Origin of the sequence: Providencia rettgeri, from assembly GCF_041075285.1 — a bacterium.
GTDB classification, from domain to species: domain Bacteria; phylum Pseudomonadota; class Gammaproteobacteria; order Enterobacterales; family Enterobacteriaceae; genus Providencia; species Providencia rettgeri_G.
The window spans coordinates 627,417-647,247 of the sequence record NZ_CP163512.1; the positions used below are offsets into that span (position 1 = coordinate 627,417).

The 19,831-nt window shown below is 41.2% G+C and carries 15 protein-coding genes; 7 read left to right on the forward strand and 8 right to left on the reverse strand.

What is annotated here, in order from left to right:
• Window positions 1-385 precede the first annotated feature (385 nt).
• Window positions 386-1,165 (forward strand): acetoin reductase, encoded by a 780-nt coding sequence (locus AB6N04_RS02780; protein ID WP_369310408.1) that lies wholly within the window; start codon window positions 386-388, stop codon window positions 1,163-1,165.
• A gap of 65 nt (window positions 1,166-1,230) precedes the next feature.
• On the opposite strand, the gene AB6N04_RS02785 is transcribed toward AB6N04_RS02780, so the two are convergent.
• Window positions 1,231-2,106, reverse strand: a complete 876-nt coding sequence (locus AB6N04_RS02785; RefSeq protein WP_369310409.1) for an alpha/beta fold hydrolase — start codon at window positions 2,104-2,106, stop codon at window positions 1,231-1,233.
• Between the two features lie 151 nt (window positions 2,107-2,257).
• Between AB6N04_RS02785 and AB6N04_RS02790 the strand changes: the two genes are divergently transcribed.
• Window positions 2,258-2,506, forward strand: coding sequence for a helix-hairpin-helix domain-containing protein (locus AB6N04_RS02790; protein ID WP_369310410.1), 249 nt, complete (start codon window positions 2,258-2,260; stop codon window positions 2,504-2,506).
• Here the strand turns inward: AB6N04_RS02790 and AB6N04_RS02795 are convergent.
• The 7 genes from AB6N04_RS02795 to leuA all read right to left on the reverse strand — a co-directional run bounded on the left by AB6N04_RS02795 (window position 2,503) and on the right by leuA (window position 11,678).
• On the reverse strand, window positions 2,503-3,234 hold the full coding sequence (locus tag AB6N04_RS02795) for a TerC family protein (RefSeq protein ID WP_369310411.1): 732 nt from the start codon (window positions 3,232-3,234) through the stop codon (window positions 2,503-2,505). The genes AB6N04_RS02790 and AB6N04_RS02795 overlap by 4 nt on opposite strands.
• Window positions 3,235-3,305: 71 nt before the next feature.
• A complete protein-coding gene (gene mutH / locus AB6N04_RS02800; RefSeq protein WP_369310412.1) occupies window positions 3,306-3,989 on the reverse strand; it encodes a DNA mismatch repair endonuclease MutH in 684 nt (227 codons plus the stop codon).
• 564 nt (window positions 3,990-4,553) lie between these two features.
• Window positions 4,554-6,233 (reverse strand): HTH-type transcriptional regulator SgrR, encoded by a 1,680-nt coding sequence (gene sgrR, locus AB6N04_RS02805; protein WP_369310413.1) that lies wholly within the window; start codon window positions 6,231-6,233, stop codon window positions 4,554-4,556.
• 757 nt (window positions 6,234-6,990) lie between these two features.
• Entirely contained in the window at window positions 6,991-7,593 is a 603-nt protein-coding gene (gene leuD / locus AB6N04_RS02810) for a 3-isopropylmalate dehydratase small subunit (protein WP_369310414.1), read from the reverse strand.
• An 11-nt stretch (window positions 7,594-7,604) separates the two neighbouring features.
• Complete coding sequence (gene leuC, locus AB6N04_RS02815) at window positions 7,605-9,008, reverse strand: 3-isopropylmalate dehydratase large subunit (protein ID WP_369310415.1); 1,404 nt, start codon at window positions 9,006-9,008, stop codon at window positions 7,605-7,607.
• A 1-nt stretch (window position 9,009) separates the two neighbouring features.
• A complete protein-coding gene (gene leuB / locus AB6N04_RS02820; protein ID WP_369310416.1) occupies window positions 9,010-10,098 on the reverse strand; it encodes a 3-isopropylmalate dehydrogenase in 1,089 nt (362 codons plus the stop codon).
• 2 nt (window positions 10,099-10,100) lie between these two features.
• Window positions 10,101-11,678: a 2-isopropylmalate synthase gene (leuA, locus tag AB6N04_RS02825; RefSeq protein WP_369310417.1), complete on the reverse strand. Its 1,578-nt coding sequence runs from the start codon at window positions 11,676-11,678 to the stop codon at window positions 10,101-10,103.
• A gap of 901 nt (window positions 11,679-12,579) precedes the next feature.
• Between leuA and leuO the strand changes: the two genes are divergently transcribed.
• The 5 genes from leuO (at window position 12,580) to cra (ending at window position 19,316) form a co-directional block, all read left to right on the forward strand.
• Window positions 12,580-13,548 carry a transcriptional regulator LeuO gene (gene leuO, locus AB6N04_RS02830; protein WP_369310419.1) on the forward strand — a complete coding sequence of 323 codons (969 nt, stop codon included), beginning with the start codon at window positions 12,580-12,582 and terminating at the stop codon, window positions 13,546-13,548.
• A gap of 253 nt (window positions 13,549-13,801) precedes the next feature.
• Window positions 13,802-15,634, forward strand: a complete 1,833-nt coding sequence (locus tag AB6N04_RS02835) for a long-chain fatty acid--CoA ligase (protein WP_369310420.1) — start codon at window positions 13,802-13,804, stop codon at window positions 15,632-15,634.
• A 365-nt stretch (window positions 15,635-15,999) separates the two neighbouring features.
• Window positions 16,000-17,727 carry an acetolactate synthase 3 large subunit gene (gene ilvI, locus AB6N04_RS02840; protein ID WP_369310422.1) on the forward strand — a complete coding sequence of 576 codons (1,728 nt, stop codon included), beginning with the start codon at window positions 16,000-16,002 and terminating at the stop codon, window positions 17,725-17,727.
• Between the two features lie 2 nt (window positions 17,728-17,729).
• The gene (gene ilvN / locus AB6N04_RS02845; RefSeq protein WP_206082710.1) at window positions 17,730-18,221 is read left to right on the forward strand and encodes an acetolactate synthase small subunit; all 492 of its coding nucleotides are present in this window, start codon (window positions 17,730-17,732) and stop codon (window positions 18,219-18,221) included.
• 84 nt (window positions 18,222-18,305) lie between these two features.
• Window positions 18,306-19,316, forward strand: coding sequence for a catabolite repressor/activator (gene cra / locus AB6N04_RS02850; protein ID WP_369310423.1), 1,011 nt, complete (start codon window positions 18,306-18,308; stop codon window positions 19,314-19,316).
• Window positions 19,317-19,831 lie beyond the last annotated feature (515 nt).

Consider the following 19,831-nt stretch of genomic DNA (forward strand, 5'->3'; position numbering starts at 1 on the left):
AATGGGACTTTAGAATAATTGATAAATATATTTACTCTTATTAAGGGGGTAATCTGAGTAATGCGTAAAAAGGCAAGTGCGCGTGATTTTAAATAGAAGAGGTGGAGAGACACTGTTTGTGCTGGCTTTTGTCGGTATGGTATCAATTCCGCATTTTTTGTTTACCCAGTTGATAATCGTTTTTATTAGCAAATATCTGTGAATTTACGTATTTGTGTGCTTTTTGTTGGCAAACAAAATAAATAATGTTATCAAACGGTGGAATGTTTTTTATAAGTATACAAAGTTAGATTAAAATCATTTTTTTGTGACTTATTGTTATTACTGTTAACTTATATCTAATAGTTGACTAGTCATTTTGGCTATAAATTAGTAGGAGGTAAGTATGGCTTTAAATAACAAAGTTATTTTAGTGACCGGTGCGGCACAAGGAATTGGTCGTGGTATTGCACTGCGTTTAGCAAAAGAAGGTGCGGATATTGCACTGGTGGATTTGAAAAAAGATAAGTTGCAAGATGTTGCAAAAGAAATTGAAGCACTTGGTCGTAAAGTCACGACATTTGCTGCAGATATTAGTCAGCGTGACCAAGTGTTTGCAGCAGTTGCTCATGCGGAAGCAGAGCTTGGTGGTTTTGATGTGATGATCAATAACGCAGGGATTGCACAAGTTAAGCCAATCGCCGACGTTCGCCAAGAAGATATGGATTTAATCTTCAAAATCAATGTGGATGGCACTATGTGGGGCATTCAAGCCGCCAGTGAAAAATTCCAAGAGCGTAAGCAAAAAGGGAAAATCATTAATGCCTCATCCATTGCTGGTCATGACGGTTTCGCTATGTTAGGTGTGTACTCTGCAACCAAATTTGCGGTACGTGCTTTAACACAAGCTGCCGCGAAAGAGTATGCAAGTTCGGGTATTACTGTAAATGCATATTGCCCAGGTATTGTTGGAACAGATATGTGGGTAGAGATTGATGAGCGTTTCTCTGAAATTACGGGTGCGCCAAAAGGTGAGACCTACAAAAAATACGTTGAAGGCATTGCGTTAGGTCGTGCTCAAACGCCTGATGATGTTGCTGGTTTAGTGGCGTTCTTAGCAAGCGATGACTCAGATTATATTACAGGTCAATCTATCCTAACGGATGGTGGAATTGTCTACCGTTAATTCAGTGTTGTTATATCGGGACGATAATGATGGCCGCGGTGGGTAAGTTACCGCGGCTTTTTTGTTTATTCTGCATGATGCTGTAAGTCAGCTAAAATGGCGTCTGCTTGTGTCCAAAGTATAGACCCTCCTTCTTGGGGGGATAAATGATGGCGGCAATTGAAAAAGCGTTTAGCCAAAATATCACCAAAGTCAGGGGAGTGCACGGTGCTCATATCTAATTGACCGTACCATAATGATGTTGGGCAAGAGATATCTTCAGGGGCGAATTCCCAGTTTTGCAAAGAAAGTAATAAATCCTGCACATACCCTTGATTACCTTGGGAAAATGCACGGCCTATACATGCTGTATAGGCATCTAAAAAGTGCTCCTCGTTGTACAGTTTCTGGTCTATTTCTGCACTGCAATTGAGGATAAACGCCAGTAACCATTCACCCGTAACATTTCTTTGTAACCAGTCGGATAAATTTTCAGGTGTGTTCAACGCTTGTTCCTGCATATTCACTACATCAGCCGTTAGTTTGGCGCGTGTGGCGGGGTATTCGAATTGATCTTGTCCAGAAACAATCGACAGTGAAACAGGCTGGCAATAGTGGGCGACGGCCATCGCAAAAACACCACCTTGGGAAAAGCCCAACACAGAAAATTGTGTAATACCTTGATTATTGAGTAGAGCTTGAATATCTAGTGCAACACTTTTTAATGACTTTTGGGCGTGAAAAGTTGACTCACCTAGCCCTGCTCGTTCAGGTACAATCAAGCGGATATGATATTTTTCTAGTAAATCTAATCCAAAACCGAGGTTGCCACTCATCCCTGCACCAGTACAGAAAATAACAGGAAAGCCTGTTTTTGGCCCTGATTCAAACCAGCAAAGTTGACGACCATCGGGCAGCGTCATGAAATATTGGCGTGAGTTAATCAACGGTGCATTGTACATGGCAAATTCCTAAAACAGGCAGAGACAGACTGGGTGATAAGATAGGTCAGTTACTAATTATTCAAACTGGCATTGTTATAGTTGCAATTTTAAAGTATTAAAAAGGTAAATTGCAAAATATTAGCGGAATAATTAATAAATAGAGGTTGATATGGCATTTTCTGAGTCAGAAAAACAGGTTTTATTAGCGGTTAAAGGGGTAGGCCCGCAGGTGATCAGCCGTTTGGAGCAAATGGGCTTTTCATCTTTGGCCGAGCTTAGTGAGGCCTCTTATAGTGAAATTTTGATTTCGGGAGCTGCGCTAACAGGATCACGTTGCTGGAAACATAGTCCCCAAGCGAAAAACGCTGTTGAGGGGGCGATCTTAGCTGCAAAACAAGCCCTAAGCTCAGGTCATTAATCTGTTTTGTGCTTCATTTTCCATTTTTTGCTGCGCAGAATATTGAGCATTTGAACAGCCATGGAAAAAAACATTGCAAAATAGATATAGCCTTTGGCAACATGGACTTGCACACTTTCAAGTAGCAATGTAAAGCCGACTAGAATTAAAAAAGAGAGCGCAAGAATTTTAATAGATGGATAGCGTTCAACAAATTCCCCAATACTTTTTGCCGCTAGCATCATGATAAGTACGGCAATGATCACCGCTGCCATCATAATAAACAGATGATCGGATAGCCCAACAGCGGTGATAACTGAGTCAAGGCTAAAGATAATATCTAGCAGTGCAATTTGCACAATTGCTCCCCAGAAGGAGTGCACTTGCCGCTGTGCAAGGTCACTTTCGTCTTCTCCCTCAATGGTTTCAAAAATTTCTTGGCTGGCCTTCCATATAAGGAAAATCCCCCCGGCACACAAAATAATATCGCGAGCAGAAACAGTATGATCAGCAACGCTAAAGAGTGGCGTAGTGAGGCGCGATAACCATGCTATTGAGGCTAATAAGGCGAGGCGCATTATCATCGCCGCAATCAACCCCGTGCGTCTGGCGCTATTTTGCTGGTGAGCAGGGAGTTTACCCACAACGATACTCAAGAAAATAATATTATCGATGCCTAAAACAATTTCCAATATAGTTAGGGTGGCAAGTGCCATCCATGCATTGGGGTCGAGTATCCACTCAAACATCTGTGTACCTTCTACAATGAAACAGTGATAAAATTTTATCGTCTGCTTTGGTACAGGCGACACCTTGTTGATTAAGCGAGGTTAAAGTGCCGAGCTAACAGCGGGGCAGTAAAGTCTTTTTTAAGGTAAAAGCCACGAGGCAACGTCATAATGGGTTGGCCAAATTCGCCAATCGCTTCAGTTAGTGCTTTATTATTGGCCGCTTTTGGGCGAATTTGTAGGACTTGCCCATGGCGTGCTGTAATTGTTTCGACCTTCCCCAATACAATCAAATCCATTAACTCTTCCCAATCTTGTTTTAATAATTGTTCCTCAAGGGGGGATGGGCTCCAAATGAGAGGATTCGCTACTCGCCGTTCGGCTAGGGGAATTTGGCGTTCCCCCTCGATAGGAAACCATAAAATGCGTGATAGTTTACGGCGAACATGGCTATTTTCCCAAGTTAAGCCGCTATTTCCTGTCAGGGGCGCAACAGAGACAAAGGTGGTTTCGAGTGGAACACCATGGCGATCGATAGGGATGGTTTTAAGTTCAATGCCAATATGTGCAAAATCTTGCTCTGCTTTACTGCCTGCACTAGCGCCTAAATAATACTCAAGTAACATGCCTACCCAACCTTTATCCCGTTTCAGATCAGGGGGAATGGGGATATCTGCGAGGTGGGCGAGCTCACCTAAAGTATAGCCGGCAAGCGCTTGAGCTCGACTCATTAAGGTGGCTTCGTTATCTGGCGGTAGTGGTGGTGTAAATGGCATAATGCTCTGAAATTTAAGTGTATAAAAAACAGACAAAAATAATTCACATAGTAGCAAGAGTATAACACTTTTTTGTGAAGATTTTTAACTGCATGATATATAAGTATTTAATGTTTTTTATTTGATTGTTCTAAAATCTGTTTATCGGGTTATTCACGTTCATCCCAAGATAATCACAGGATCATGCACTAGGTTATCCACAGGATTTCTGGATAACTGTGTAAAACAGCGATTACTGTGTGTATTTACAGCCTTGACTAATAGCGTTTTATGACGTTTGTCACAGAAAATGAGTAAGTTAAAAGCATTAGTTGTGGATAAATACGACGTTGTTTGATATTTGTTCAGTTGAAGTCCTAAGCTTTTTAGCCAAAAAGTTGAACGGTGGATAATGGGTTTCTTGAAGCGTTATTCATTTGATTTATCAAAGTTTATTAGATTAAGATTATTTTTGATAAAAAACCACTTTGGGGATATACCCTGATTACTATAAGGTTGTTCACATAGATATCCACAGAAAAAGTGAATAACATCCTTATTATTCACTTTGGTTGTTTATAACTATCAATAATTAGGTAGGTTATCCTCAGCGGGTTTGAACCATGCAGATTTAAAATCAAACCAACCGAAGGTGTTCATACGTACACCACGCATCGTACGCTGCCCTTGCAGCTCTAACCAGTGATGAAACACAGGGTGGAAGATCTGTGAGTCAATTAAGCTTTCACACCACGCTTCTACATCGAAGGTATTCGCTCGCCATTGGTTCAGTTGGCTATTAAGGTTATCACCAAGACATTGGCGTAACAGTGGCATTTCATACAAGGTGGCAAAAATCGAAAATTCGAGAGGCTTAAAAAAATTGGCGGTGGCTAGCCAAATATCGCTGTGTGCGTCACCATTATACCAGTCATCATAATCAATAATATTGATTTTTAGTTCTACACCTTGTTGATGCAAAACGCGTTTCATAATTTGGCTGATCGCATAGAACTCATGGTGGTTATGGTAAAAAGTGACGGTGAGTTCGGTAAGATCTTCTGGTTTTGGAAATAAGGTTAGCATCTTACTGTGGTGCCAGTGCAACAATAACCCATAAGCAGGAGCCCAGTGGCGTTGGTAAAAAGGTTCACAATGCGCCAACAAATTGACGGGGGTGAGAAAGCTGCATAGCCATTTGCGCACATCTTCTCGCTGTGATAGCTCGGAGCGTTGATCCATTAGTAAAAAATAGCAGCCTTCTTCCATGCGGCTTTCTAATGAATCATTATGGTGTTTATCGCCATCCATTTTTAACGTTGTGCAGACCATTTGTTCCGAAAGCTCTGGCACTACCCAAATAGTGACTTCATCTAATAGGGCGCGATAGCCAAAATAGCGGTCAAAAGCTGTAATGGTTAGCTTTTGTGGCAGGTTTTTATCAACTTGGTAAGGTCCTGTACCGATAGGGCAGCGGCTAAAGTTTTCTATACTTTCCCACTCTTTAGGCAAAATAGCTGCATGGTGGCTACCTAACAGCCAAGGAAACTGTTTATCAGGTTGACTTAATTGAATATCAATCACATAGGGTTGAGGAGAGCTAACGGATTGAATATGGGAAAATAATGGCCAGCACTGTTGTAAACGTAATAGTGAATAAATAATGTCGTCTGCAAGCATTTCCCGACCGTGGTGGAAATAAATCGCAGGGCGTAAATAGAAACGCCAATGGGTATCATTGATGGCCTGCCAATGGTGAGCGAGTCCATCTTCTACTTCCCCTTTTTCCTCATTTATATGAGTTAAGCCATTAAAAATTTGACTCATTAAATGAATTTCAGAACGGCGCATAGGCGCTCCGGGCAATAAATTAGGAAAATCACGGTAGTAGATAATACGTAATAGGTTTTTTCCTTGCCGATAACTGCGTTCTAATTCCGAAAGCACCATTTGTCGAATGGTTTCTTTGTCACCCACTAAGGCCACTAATTTTTCAATACTTTCTTCTTTGAGTAGTTGTTCTGCTTGGGCCTGTTGGAGTTCTAAACCATTTACGTGGAAAACAAGCATTGAACGCTTGCCACGACCTGACTCAGCCTGCCAACTTAGCCAACCATGGCTTTGCATATTATTTAATAACGTCCGTACATGTCGGCGGGAGCAGAACAAAGTATCAGCAATATCTTGCAAGGTGGTTTCACTGTCTTGCCCTTGGAAATGTTGCCAGAGGCGAACGAACTGTGTTTGTAAGCGTGTATTGGACATAAAAGAGGAACTCCGGCAAAAATTGCATCAATTTTAATTTCCTAATATCCGCGGATAATAGGTGGCAGTAAGTAGCTCGTTTGGCGTGCAATTGCAGGCCGACTCCCCCATTTAGAGTAATGGTGTTTATCACCAAGCCGGTTTTTACCGGCTTTTTTTTCGTTATATTTCGCGTTATGGCTGTGTTGGCTTCGCTCAGCCACCTTCGTCGCAGACTAGCATATGCCCTCAAGGGCTGTTTATCTTTGCTGCGGATTTTTACCGCTAAAAAAGGGTAAAAAACAACCCAAAAAATGGATAAATGACTCCGTCGTGCTGACTGACGACGATTTGAATCAACTATTGCCCCTAAATGCTGCTGCCCTACGGGGTCGATTAAAGCACGTTTCTCTCACTTGATGCTACGTTGAGTGGCACTTGCCCGGTTCACTCGGCGGCGAACCTTTCCCGTTGTCTAAAATGGCTTTGATTCGAATAAAAATTGACCATCCAAGATCAACAACCCTTTGGGATATGCACACTTGCTGTCTTGCTATAATGAGAGCTATTTAGAAAAACATCGTTAATTACCAAATAATCAATACTTGGCATTTTGCTTAAATAATTATACAGGAATAATTTAATGGGGAAGTGATTAAGGCGCGTAAAGTCGATAAATATTGACGGGTTCCGCATTTTTGAAGTGAAAAGCGGCAATATAAGTAAAAGAGGCAATAAAAACGCAACTACGCCCACGGAAGTGGGCGTAGTAAAGGGATTAGTTCATAAAAGCAGGGATCTTGCTTTCATAATCCCTGATTTGGTCAACATGTTGCAATGTCAGACCAATACTGTCTAATCCATTCATCATGCAGTGGCGACGGAAACTATCAATATCAAAATGATAGGTTTTATCACCCGCTGTGACTGTTTGGGTTTCTAAATCAACAGTAAACTGGCAACCTTCATGGCTGTTAACATAGTTAAACATCTCATCCACTTCTTGTTCGCTTAATTTGATTGGCAACAATTGGTTATTAAACGAGTTACCATAAAAAATATCAGCGAAACTTGGAGCGATAACCACCCGAATACCAAAGTCCGTCAAGGCCCATGGTGCGTGTTCTCGAGACGAACCGCAACCAAAGTTTTCACGAGCTAATAAAATACTCGCCCCTTTGAAAACAGGCTTGTTCAGCACGAAATCAGGGTTAGGTTGCTGACCATTTTCATCTAAAAAACGCCAGTCATTGAATAAATGTTGCCCAAAACCTGTGCGCGTTACCTTCTGTAAAAATTGCTTGGGAATAATCGCGTCTGTATCCACATTCGCGGCGTCTAAAGGAGCAACAATGCCCACATGGGTAATCAATTTTTCCATTTTTCTCTCCTTTAAATCTGAATATCGCGAACATCAGCAAAATGACCATTAATCGCTGCCGCAGCGGCCATTGCTGGGCTGACCAAATGGGTGCGACCCGCACGGCCTTGGCGTCCTTCAAAATTACGATTACTGGTGGATGCGCAGCGCTCACCTGGGTTTAAACGGTCGTTATTCATGGCTAAACACATGGAGCAGCCGGGTAAACGCCATTCAAAACCGGCATCAATAAAGATTTTATCTAAACCTTCTTGCTCGGCTTGGGCTTTTACTGGACCAGATCCCGGAACGACAATAGCTTGTACACCATCAGCCACTTTTTTGCCTTTAGCAATTGCCGCTGCGGCACGTAAATCTTCAATGCGTGAGTTAGTGCATGAACCGATAAATACTTTATCAATTTTGACATCAGATAATTTAATGCCAGATTTTAACCCCATATAGGCTAAAGCTTTTTCAGCGGATGCGCGTTCAACAGGGTCCGCAAAAGATTCGGGGGCAGGGATTGGCTGATTAATCGCAATGACTTGTCCTGGGTTGGTTCCCCAAGTGACTTGTGGCGCAATGCTACTGGCTTGAATAGTTACAACTTTATCAAACTTAGCATCATCATCCGTTTTCAATGTTTTCCAATACGCAACCGCCTCATCCCACAACTGACCTTTTGGTGCAAATTGGCGACCTTTCATGTAATTAAATGTGGTGTCATCGGGTGCGATAATCCCCGCTTTCGCGCCCAATTCGATAGCCATATTACAGACTGTCATGCGCCCTTCCATGCTCAGGTTTTCAATAGCTTCACCACAGAATTCCACAATATAACCTGTTCCCCCCGCGCTGCCTGTGGTGCCAATGATCGCCAGAACGATATCTTTTGCAGTAATACCGGCAGGGGCTTTACCGACCACTTCAATTTTCATGGTTTTTGCACGAGCTTGTTTTAACGTTTGGGTTGCCATAACATGCTCAACCTCTGATGTACCAATACCAAACGCTAATGCACCGAAAGCACCATGGGTTGCGGTATGTGAGTCCCCACACACAATGGTCATACCGGGTAAAGTAATCCCTTGCTCTGGCCCCATCACGTGGACAATGCCTTGGTATGGGTGATTCAAATCATACAGAGTGACACCAAACTCTTTGCAGTTTTTCATTAACTCTTGCATTTGAATACGGGCCATATCGCCGCAGGCATTGATGTCTTTAGTTTGTGTGGATACGTTATGATCCATGGTGGCAAATGTTTTGCTTGGCTGATGCAATGGGCGTTTTTTGGTTCTTAACCCATCAAACGCTTGTGGAGAAGTGACTTCATGCACTAAATGGCGGTCGATATAAATCAAAGGGATTTCGTTTTCCACTTCACGCACTACGTGAGCATCATATAATTTTTGATATAAAGTCTTGCCCATGTTAAACCCCTTCTGCAATATAGCGAGCGATAATATCGCCCATTTCACTAGTACTGATTGATTTGCCTGTACCCGCTAAATCGGATGTTCTGTGGCCATCTTCTAATGCTTTATTTACCGCGCGCTCAATTGCATCCGCAGCATCGCCTTGGTTTAAGCTAAATCTTAATAACATTGATGCAGATAAAATTTGTGCAATTGGATTTGCAATATTTTTACCTGCGATATCCGGCGCGGAGCCGCCAGCTGGTTCGTATAAACCAAAACCGTCCGCATTTAAGCTTGCAGAAGGTAACATCCCCATGGAGCCAGTGATCATCGCACACTCATCGGAAATAATGTCGCCGAATAAGTTAGAGCATAAAACGACATCAAACTGAGAGGGAGCTTTAATCATTTGCATGGCTGCGTTGTCGATATACATATGATTAACTTCAACATCTGGGTATTCTTTGGCGATTTGGTTCACCACTTCACGCCATAATACCGAACTTTGTAACACGTTCGCTTTATCGATTGAGGTTACTTTATGTGAACGTTTACGGGCAGACTCAAATGCAATACGTGCGATACGCTCAATTTCATAACGGTGATACACTTCGGTATCAAAAGCGTATTCTTCGTTGCCTTCACCTTTGCGACCTTTCGGCTGACCAAAATAAATACCGCCAGTTAATTCACGAACACACAGAATATCAAAGCCTTGAGCTGCAATATCTGCACGTAAGGGACAAAATGCCTCTAATGCTTGGTATAAGCGAGCAGGGCGCAAGTTGCTGAATAATTTAAAATGTTTACGCAATGGTAATAATGCGCCGCGTTCAGGTTGGCTATCAGGTGGTAAATGTTCCCATTTTGGGCCACCTACAGATCCGAACAACACGGCATCCGCTTCTTCACAGCCTGTTACGGTTGCTTGCGGCAGTGGTTCGCCGTGATTATCGATGGCCGCACCGCCGACATCATATTCTTTGGTGTGAATTGTAATGGCAAAGCGTTTGCTCACAGCATCCAATACTTTGTAAGCTTGCGCCATCACTTCTGGGCCGATGCCATCTCCCGGTAATACGGCAATTTGATAACTAGACATGGTTACACTGCTTCCTTTGTGTTTGATTGTGATTCTTGGTTTATTTTTTGTTTTTCGATTTCGACTTGCTCAGCGCGCCAAATGCTATTTAAAACGTGAACCATAGCTTTTGCAGAGGACTCTACGATATCTGTTGCTAAGCCCATACCGTGGAACTTACGGTTATGACATTCCACAACGATATCCACTTGCCCTAAGGCGTTTTCCCCATGGCCTTTTGCAGATAATTGATAAGAAACTAATTTCATTGGATAGTTGGTAATATTGCTAAACGCTTGATAGATGGCATCAACAGGACCATTGCCGGTTGCGGCTTCAGATTTAACCTCATCACCACATTTCATTTTGACAGTTGCCGTTGCCACAATACTTGAACCAGACTGTGTACTAAAATATTCCATCACAAAATGGTCAGTTTCATCTTGCTGCTTCGTAAAGAAAGCCAAGGCTTCTAAATCATAATCAAATACTTGGCCTTTTTTATCCGCTAAATTCAAAAATGCGGTATACAATTCGTCCAATTTGAAGTCTTTACCTTCTTGGTAGCCCATTTCTTCCATACGGTGTTTCACCGCAGCGCGACCAGAACGAGAGGTTAAATTTAATTTCTCTGCTTTCAAACCAATTGACTCAGGGGTCATGATTTCGTAGGTTTCGCGATTTTTCAGTACGCCGTCTTGGTGGATCCCAGAAGAGTGGCAGAACGCATTGCTACCCACCACGGCTTTATTAGCTGGGATTGGAGTATTACATAATTGGCTTACTAATTGGCTGGTACGGTAAATTTCTTTGTGGTTTATATTGGTATGGACATTTAACATTTGCTCGCGCAATTTAATTGCCATGATCACTTCTTCTAATGCCGTATTTCCTGCGCGTTCACCTAATCCGTTGATTGTTCCTTCCACTTGGCGTGCGCCTGCTTGTACGGCACTAATGGAATTAGCCACTGACATGCCTAAGTCATCGTGGCAGTGTACAGAAATAATCGCTTTATCAATATTAGGTACACGGTTAAATAAGTCTTTAATGATCCCACCGAATTGATATGGAGTAGTGTAACCAACGGTATCAGGAATATTCACTGTGGTTGCACCTGCATTAATCGCCGCTTCAACAATGCGACATAAGTTGTCTGGATCGGTACGTCCAGCATCTTCACAAGAAAATTCAACATCATCAGTAAAACGGCGTGCATGTTTGATAGAGCCGACCGCCATATCAACAATATCATCGAATGTTTTACGTAATTTTTGTTCCACATGCAGCGCTGAAGTCGCTAACACCATGTGCAAACGGAAAGCTTCAGCCACTTTTAATGATTCGGCTGCAACATCAATATCATTGATCACGCAACGAGACAGCGCACAAATACGGCTATTTTTAATTTCACGTGCAATAGTTTGCACTGATTCAAAGTCCCCCGGGGAGGAGACAGGGAAACCAGCTTCAATAATATCAACACCTAAACGTTCTAAAGCAAAGGCGATTTGTAATTTTTCTTTGACGGATAAACTTGCCTGTAATGCCTGCTCGCCATCACGTAATGTGGTATCGAAGATAATGACTTGGTCGCTCATATTGTGTTCCTCATATTGAATTTTGTTTTATTGAATCGAGTGTTATGTTCTTCCAAAGCCGCAGGCATAAAAAAACCCGCGGGCTGCGCGGGTTCTTAATGTTTGTGGACAGTACCTTTCTATTTTCCGTCCATAAGCATACCGCGCAAATTTAATGCGAGTAGTAGTAGGCTTAGTAGGCGGATAGAAAATGTCATTTTACACTGTCTCTCATTGGTTTCTAAATTTAACTGTATTTATAGATACGTGATCTTAAAGTTAATGTCAATCATCGATTTCTTACTGTTTTTTACTAATTATGAATTAAGTTGTCGAGCTAGGAAATGTGACTATTTTCACTAATTTTCATGATGTTTTTACCTATATTTTAAGGTTAAATGCAGGGTAAAATTCTTTTGATGAATTTATTAGCTGTTTCTATTTGTGTAACATATTGTTTTTATTTCATTTTTATTTTTCTGCCAATTTATGAAAGGATAACTTGTATTAGATGAATCATTAAAATCAATATTTATTAATTAACTTAGTTATCTAATAAATGAACAGGTAAAAATGAATCTGATAATGAGAAGATTTACGGGTTCAAAATACGATTTATTATGATTTCTTCGGAAATTTGTTTTATTATTTTTGCTGAGAGTAATTGTGATTCTAATAAAAGATAATCACTCATTACTTTGGTGAATATTTGCGTTTGATAATGATCTCTATTCTGTGAATCTAATTAATGAGTAAAGTAATAGAAACGTCGTTTTAATAAATGCAGGGAAAGCGAAATAGCTTACTATCTATAAGTTGTTTCAACAATAATATTTAACGAGTTTATATATCCGTCGGTATTTGAAAGATGAATAAGCCTTTTCGTTAATGAAAAATGATAAATATATTTAGTGGAGAAAAAATGACTGATTTTGATACGATTTTAACAGGTAAAAAAGAAAGCAGTGATATTCACCTACGTAATGTTGATTTAAATTTATTAACTGTGTTTGATGTCGTTATGCAGATGCAAAATGTCACAAAAGCGGCTCAAGTTTTAGGTATGTCACAACCTGCTGTAAGTAATGCGGTATCGCGTTTAAAATCAATGTTTAATGATGAATTATTTGTTCGCTATGGCAGGGGGATCCAGCCTACGTCGCGAGCAAAGCAGCTTTTTGGACCTGTAAGGCAAGCACTGCAATTAGTGCATAATGAGTTACCCGGTGCGGGTTTTGATCCGCAAGATAGTGAGCGGTCATTTAATTTATCGATTTGTTCTCCATTAGATATTCGCTTGGCAGCCATGATCGTTGCGAAGTTTAAAATGGTTTCACCTAATATTAATTTATGCATTCATTCATTTTTAGATAATAACATTGCACATCAATTAAAGTATCAAGAAATAGATTTCTTTATCGGATACAACCAATTCGAAAAAGCCGAATATCAACATCAGGTTTTATTTGATGATGAACTTGTATTAGTCACGGCGAATAATCATCCGCGAATGACTAATTCAATTTCAGAAAATGACCTAATGAATGAACGCCACGCTATTGTATCAATGGATAATATTGGTTCATTTAGTAAGCCTTATTATTATAATACTGAATTATCACATACGATTCGCTATCAAGGAACGGATCTGAGTAGTGTACTCAATATTGTTGCACAAACCGATTTAGTGGCTATTGTGCCTAAATGGTTAGTTAATCATTATTCGGGGCAACTGAAATTACGCATATTGCCGTTGCCTTTAGAAAATCGGTCTCGTCCTTGTTACCTAACATGGCATGAATCGACAGCGAGGGATAAAGGACATCAATGGATGAAATCACAATTTAATCAAATGATTGCTGAACTACTGGAGCCTGCTGTCGCGGCTTAATATCTTCTTTAAGATACATTTTTATGGGGCCTTGAATGAAAAAATTCATGGCTCCAAAACCAGTAAATTAACTCATTATAGTGAGCGCTATGATGAGTTTTGCAGCAGACATAACATTTGCAGAAAATTTACATATAAACGCTTTCCTCTTAGGTTATTAGTCGATACACTGCCGATATTCAGCTAACACTTGTAAGCTGAAATAATGAAATGGTTAAGTTCTTGTGAAGATACCGAGTGACTTATATCTATAATGACCAATAGGGAATTAACTTTGATTACTGAAAATCTATATCCATACCATTTAGTGAATCGCTTACGTAGCAGAATCAACGCACACGGAGCAGCGAGTCGGATAGCTTTCAGTCAATGGAGTAATGGGCAACAAAGCTCATTAACATGGAAAGAAGTGGGTGAGCGAACATCGGCAATCTCTCGTCACCTTTTAGCATTAGAGGTCTCAGTACAGGAAAATATCGGGTTATTTGCCCATAATAGCATGAACTGGTCGTTGATTGACTTAGCGTCATTGCAGATCAGAGCAGTGACGGTTCCGCTTTATGCTACCAGCAGTGTTGAACAAGCCGCTTACATTATTAACGATGCCAACATTAAGGTGTTATTTGTCGGTGAACAAGCGCAATATGACATCGCGTGTCAATTGCCCGCGTTGTGTGCACAATTAAAAATGATTGTTGTCATGGATGAACGTGTTGAGTTGAGTGATAACTCAGTGAAAACTCTGCATCTATCTACATTTATGGCACAAGCACAAACAGAATACCAAATGGAGCTGGATGCACGAATTGCAGCCCATAATCTCAGTGATTTATTTACGATTATCTATACATCAGGAACCACAGGTGAGCCAAAAGGGGTTATGTTGGATTACTACAACATGGCGGCTCAACTGTATTTGCATGACGAACGGCTTCAACTTACTGAGAACGATATTTCGTTAAGTTTCTTACCCCTTTCCCATGTTTTCGAACGTGCTTGGAGTTTCTATGTTATGCACGTGGGGGCACTTAATGTCTATTTAACGGATACCAATTTAGTTCGAGAAGCTCTGGCTGATGTTAAGCCTACCGTGATGTGTGCAGTGCCGCGTTTTTATGAAAAAGTCTATAGTGCGGTGCAAGGTAAAGTCTCTAAAGCATCATGGGCACGCAGAACATTGTTTAAACTAGCAATTTCCCTTGGTAAGCAACGCGTCAAAGCGATGTCAAAAGGTCGTCAACCGTCATTAATCAATCGGGCTCTCTTCCCATTAGCGGATAAACTGGTTTTAAGTCAGATCCGTGCAGGTTTAGGGGGGCGTATCCGCTTTATGCCAGCAGCAGGTGCCCGTTTAGATGATGACGTTATTGCCTTCTTTTTATCTGCGGGGGTCGATATTAAATATGGTTATGGCATGTCAGAAACCTGTGCGACGGTTTCATGTTGGGAAAAGGGGAAATATCCTCTAGGTTCAATTGGAACACCATTACCTTCTGTGGAAGTCCGTATCGGTAAAGATGATGAAATCCAAGTGAAAGGCCCTGTGGTAATGAAGGGGTATTATAATCGCCCGAATGAAACATTGGACACATTTACCGCTGATGGTTGGCTAAAAACTGGCGATGCCGGGAAAATTGACGAGCAAGGTAACTTATATATTACCGATAGGCTGAAGGACTTAATGAAAACGTCCAACGGGAAATATATCGCCCCTCAAATGATTGAAGGGGTGTTAGGGCAAGATAAATTTATTGAGCACATTGCGGTGATTGCCGATGCTCGTAAGTTTGTTTCTGCGCTGATTGTGCCTTGTTATGACAGCTTAGAAGAATATGCTCATTCGATTAACTTAAAATATCGTGATCGCCTTGAGTTACTAAAAGACTCTAATATTGTGGCACTTTTTGAATCAAGGTTAAAAGAGCTACAGAAAAATATAGAGAACTTTCATCAAGTTAAACGTTTCACTTTATTGCCAACCACCTTTTCAATGGAAAAGGGAGAATTAACCCCAACCTTGAAATTACGCCGTAAAATTATTTCTGAGCGCTATCAATTAGAAATTGAATCTATGTACCAAGAGTAATTTTCGTTTTCATTATCAGGCTCATCTCTCTTTATAGGTGAGCCTGATCTTTATCCGAGTCCACTTTATTTATCGCCTCTCTTCTGTCCTTGTGCATACTCGTTATCAGGGAAAAATATTTCAAGTTGCGAGTTGACTGAAAAAAAGTCAATTTTTCTCCCATCTTTTTCATAGGCAGTCATTCACTCTGTCAAGTGCAAAGGTTCAAGACAATGTGAAAGTTTCGCTATTTTTGTGCTGAAATGATGTTTGCTTCGTTTCAGCCGGAGCGATATGTTAATAGCACGCATTAACCTGTTTGAATGATAAAAATAAAGGGGTAATTGATACCTCTTAACTTGCAAATAATGTCTGGGGGCAAACTCATGGAGATGTTGTCGGGAGCTGAAATGGTCGTCAAGTCATTGATTGACCAAGGCGTAAAGCACGTGTTTGGATATCCAGGCGGTGCAGTATTAGATATTTACGATGCACTGCACACCGTTGGTGGTGTTGAACATATCCTTGTGCGTCATGAACAAGCAGCGGTGCATATGGCGGATGGTTATGCTCGCTCAACGGGGGATGTTGGGGTGGTTCTGGTCACGTCTGGTCCAGGAGCAACCAATGCAATTACTGGCATTGCAACGGCATATATGGACTCAGTGCCGATGGTCGTTCTGTCAGGGCAAGTTGCCAGCTCTTTAATTGGTAATGATGCATTCCAAGAATGTGACATGGTGGGGATATCACGCCCGATTGTGAAACACAGTTTCTTGATTAAAAGCGCTGAAGAAATTCCAGAAACCATTAAAAAAGCGTTTTATATTGCGGCGAGTGGTCGACCTGGACCTGTGGTTATTGACTTCCCAAAAGACACGGTGAACCCAGCGCTTAAATTTCCCTATCGTTACCCTGAATCTGTTTCCTTGCGGTCGTACAACCCAACATTGCAAGGGCACAAAGGGCAGATTAAAAAAGCACTTTCTAAATTAATTGCCGCGAAAAAGCCGGTTTTTTATATTGGTGGTGGTGCTATCAATGCCAATTGCTCCGCTGAAATCATCGAATTAGCAGAAGCATTAAAACTCCCTGTCGTTTCTACGTTGATGGGCTTAGGGGCTTTCCCTGAAACCCATCAGCAATCCGTTGGTATGCTAGGCATGCACGGGACTTATGAAGCCAATAAAGTGATGCATAATTCGGATGTGATTTTTGCTGTTGGGGTACGCTTTGATGACCGTACAACCAATAATTTAGAAAAATATTGTCCGAATGCGACAGTGATCCAAATTGATGTTGACCCAACCTCAATTTCAAAAACGGTTAATGCAGATATTCCGATTGTGGGTGATGCAAAATTGACCTTAAAACAGATGTTAGGACAATTAGATCAAGCATCTGCGACACAAGATGAAAATGCGTTAAAAGCGTGGTGGAAAGACATTGAAGAGTGGCGCAAAAAACAGTGTTTACGCTATGAAACCAATCCAACGAAAGTAAAACCACAACAAGCAATTGAAATGATTTACCGCTTAACAAATGGCGAAGCTTACGTCACATCGGATGTGGGTCAACACCAAATGTTTGCTGCACTGTATTACCCTTTTGATAAGCCTCGCCATTGGATTAATTCAGGTGGGCTAGGCACAATGGGCTTTGGTTTACCTGCCGCTTTAGGCGTGAAGTTAGCACATCCAAATGCAACGGTGGTTTGCGTGACAGGTGATGGCAGTATTCAAATGAATATTCAAGAGCTATCAACGGCATTGCAATATGGTCTGCCAGTGTTAGTGCTGAATCTCAATAATGGTTTCTTAGGAATGGTGAAACAGTGGCAGGACATGATTTATCAAGGTCGCCATTCTCAATCCTACATGCAGTCGCTGCCTGATTTTATTAAATTAGCACAGGCGTATGGTCATGTTGGGATTTCTATCGCTTCCCCGGATGAACTGGAAGAAAAACTTAAGCAAGCTCTTGTTGAAGTGAATGAAAACCAACGCTTAGTATTTGTTGATATCAATATTGATGAAACCGAACATGTTTATCCAATGCAAATTCGTGGTGGCGCAATGGACGAAATGTGGTTGAGTAAAACAGAGAGGACCTGATCATGCGTCGTATTTTATCCGTTTTATTAGAAAATGAATCTGGTGCCTTATCCCGTGTCATCGGTCTGTTCTCTCAGCGCGGTTATAATATTGAAAGTTTGACTGTTGCACCGACTGATGATCCTACGCTATCCCGTATGACCATCCAAACCAAAGGTGATGCAAAGGTTCTTGAACAAATTGAGAAACAGTTGCACAAGCTAGTGGATGTTTTACGTGTGAGTGAGCTGACGGCTTCAGCACATATTGAACGTGAGATCATGTTAGTGAAGCTACAAGCTTCTGGTTATGGGCGTGATGAAGTGAAGCGTTGCGCGGATATTTTCCGTGGGCAAATCGTTGATGTTACACCGACGCTTTATACCGTTCAGCTTGCAGGAACAAGCGATAAACTGGATGCTTTTATTGAATCAGTACGTGGTGTTGCTGAAATTGTTGAAGTTGTGCGTTCCGGTATCGTTGGTGTTTCACGTGGCGATAAAATTATGCGATGAAAAATTTATCATCCAAAGGTAGAATACTCGGATATAAGGTCTCGAATGACTCGGGACTATTTCCGAAATTAAAAAGAGGTTAACGTGAAACTGGATGAGATAGCCCGTTTAGCGGGTGTTTCCCGCACAACGGCTAGTTATGTGATCAACGGCAAAGCCAAGCAGTATCGAGTCAGCGATAAAACTGTTGAAAAAGTGATGGCAGTCGTCAGAGAGCACAATTACCATCCAAATGCAGTTGCTGCGGGGCTACGTGCAGGGCGCACCCGTTCCATTGGGTTGGTGATCCCTGATCTGGAAAATACCAGCTATACACGTATAGCGAATTATTTAGAAAGGCAGGCACGTCAACGTGGTTACCAACTGTTAATCGCTTGCTCTGAAGATCAACCCGATAACGAAATTCGTTGTGTTGAACACCTGTTACAGCGCCAAGTTGATGCCATTATTGTGTCTACAGCACTCCCACCAGAACACCCTTTTTACCAACGCTGGGCAAATCGGTCGCTCCCTATCATTGCATTAGATAGAGCGCTTGAAAAAGAGCACTTTATTAGCGTTGTAGGGGACGACCAAGAAGATGCTTTCATGATTTCAGCAGAATTGCGTAAGTTCAAAGCTGAATCGGTATTGTATTTAGGGGCGTTACCTGAACTGTCTGTCAGTTATTTGCGTGAACAAGGTTTTCGCAAAGCATGGAATGGCGATACACGTGAAGTTGACTATTTGTATGCTAATAGCTATGAGCGTGATTCCGCAGCAGAAGTGTTTGCAAATTGGTTAGACAGTGGTAATGAAATGCCTGATGCGTTATTTACGACATCTTTTTCATTACTCCAAGGTGTACTGGATGTGGCATTAAAACGCAGTGGTCGCTTACCTGAGCACATGGTCATCGCCACCTTTGGGGATAACGAATTATTGGATTTCCTCGGTTGCCCTGTGTTGTCACTTGCTCAGCGTCATCGGGATATTGCAGAACGTATTTTAGAGCTCGTATTAGCAAGCCTTGACGAGAAACAAAAACCGGATACCGGTATAACTCGAATTCGTCGTGATCTCTGTCGTCGCGGAAGTTTAGGCCGTAAGCAATAAAAATAGCCTTAACTTTGGGCAATCAGTGTAAAGCCTCGCAATAATGAGTGATGTTGATCACTATTATGAGTAATATAAGGGCCCCTATATACTAGGGGCCCTTTTTTGTAGGCTTAAAATCAGCAAATATTTCACTTTAGGAATTATCCTAATCGGTTTTTTTGCTTATTTTGTAACAAAAGCTAAATGTGGCAAAAATAAAAAAACAGTCACTATTGTGAATAGCGGTATCGACCGAGTCAGTTTTTTCTTGATAAGAGTACTGTTTATTAAAACAGTTATTTAGTTATTTGAAATATAAAGATTTTATTTTGCTAGCGTGGTGTTTTTATTTTGAGTGGCTTCTAACATTATTTTGAGAACAGATTAAAAGTAAAGAATTGGTACGAAATACACTGATGAAAAATGAGATATAGATTGGATTTAGCGTAATTTGTATAATTTCGCAGCAACAAATAACGTTTTTGCGGTTTTGTGTGAAATTTATAAAATATGCTAATTATATCAATTTGTTA

What these genes read in the sequence shown, in the direction of transcription:
- sgrR (WP_369310413.1), bottom strand. Translation starts at nt 6,233, where the DNA reads ATGTCCAATACACGCTTACAAACACAGTTCGTTCGCCTCTGGCAACAT.
- leuA (WP_369310417.1), bottom strand. Translation starts at nt 11,678, where the DNA reads ATGAGCGACCAAGTCATTATCTTCGATACCACATTACGTGATGGCGAG.
- ilvN (WP_206082710.1), top strand. Translation starts at nt 17,730, where the DNA reads ATGCGTCGTATTTTATCCGTTTTATTAGAAAATGAATCTGGTGCCTTA.
- AB6N04_RS02780 (WP_369310408.1), top strand. Translation starts at nt 386, where the DNA reads ATGGCTTTAAATAACAAAGTTATTTTAGTGACCGGTGCGGCACAAGGA.
- mutH (WP_369310412.1), bottom strand. Translation starts at nt 3,989, where the DNA reads ATGCCATTTACACCACCACTACCGCCAGATAACGAAGCCACCTTAATG.
- leuC (WP_369310415.1), bottom strand. Translation starts at nt 9,008, where the DNA reads ATGGGCAAGACTTTATATCAAAAATTATATGATGCTCACGTAGTGCGT.
- leuO (WP_369310419.1), top strand. Translation starts at nt 12,580, where the DNA reads ATGACTGATTTTGATACGATTTTAACAGGTAAAAAAGAAAGCAGTGAT.
- AB6N04_RS02795 (WP_369310411.1), bottom strand. Translation starts at nt 3,234, where the DNA reads ATGTTTGAGTGGATACTCGACCCCAATGCATGGATGGCACTTGCCACC.
- ilvI (WP_369310422.1), top strand. Translation starts at nt 16,000, where the DNA reads ATGGAGATGTTGTCGGGAGCTGAAATGGTCGTCAAGTCATTGATTGAC.
- AB6N04_RS02835 (WP_369310420.1), top strand. Translation starts at nt 13,802, where the DNA reads ATGACCAATAGGGAATTAACTTTGATTACTGAAAATCTATATCCATAC.
- leuD (WP_369310414.1), bottom strand. Translation starts at nt 7,593, where the DNA reads ATGGAAAAATTGATTACCCATGTGGGCATTGTTGCTCCTTTAGACGCC.
- AB6N04_RS02790 (WP_369310410.1), top strand. Translation starts at nt 2,258, where the DNA reads ATGGCATTTTCTGAGTCAGAAAAACAGGTTTTATTAGCGGTTAAAGGG.
- leuB (WP_369310416.1), bottom strand. Translation starts at nt 10,098, where the DNA reads ATGTCTAGTTATCAAATTGCCGTATTACCGGGAGATGGCATCGGCCCA.
- AB6N04_RS02785 (WP_369310409.1), bottom strand. Translation starts at nt 2,106, where the DNA reads ATGTACAATGCACCGTTGATTAACTCACGCCAATATTTCATGACGCTG.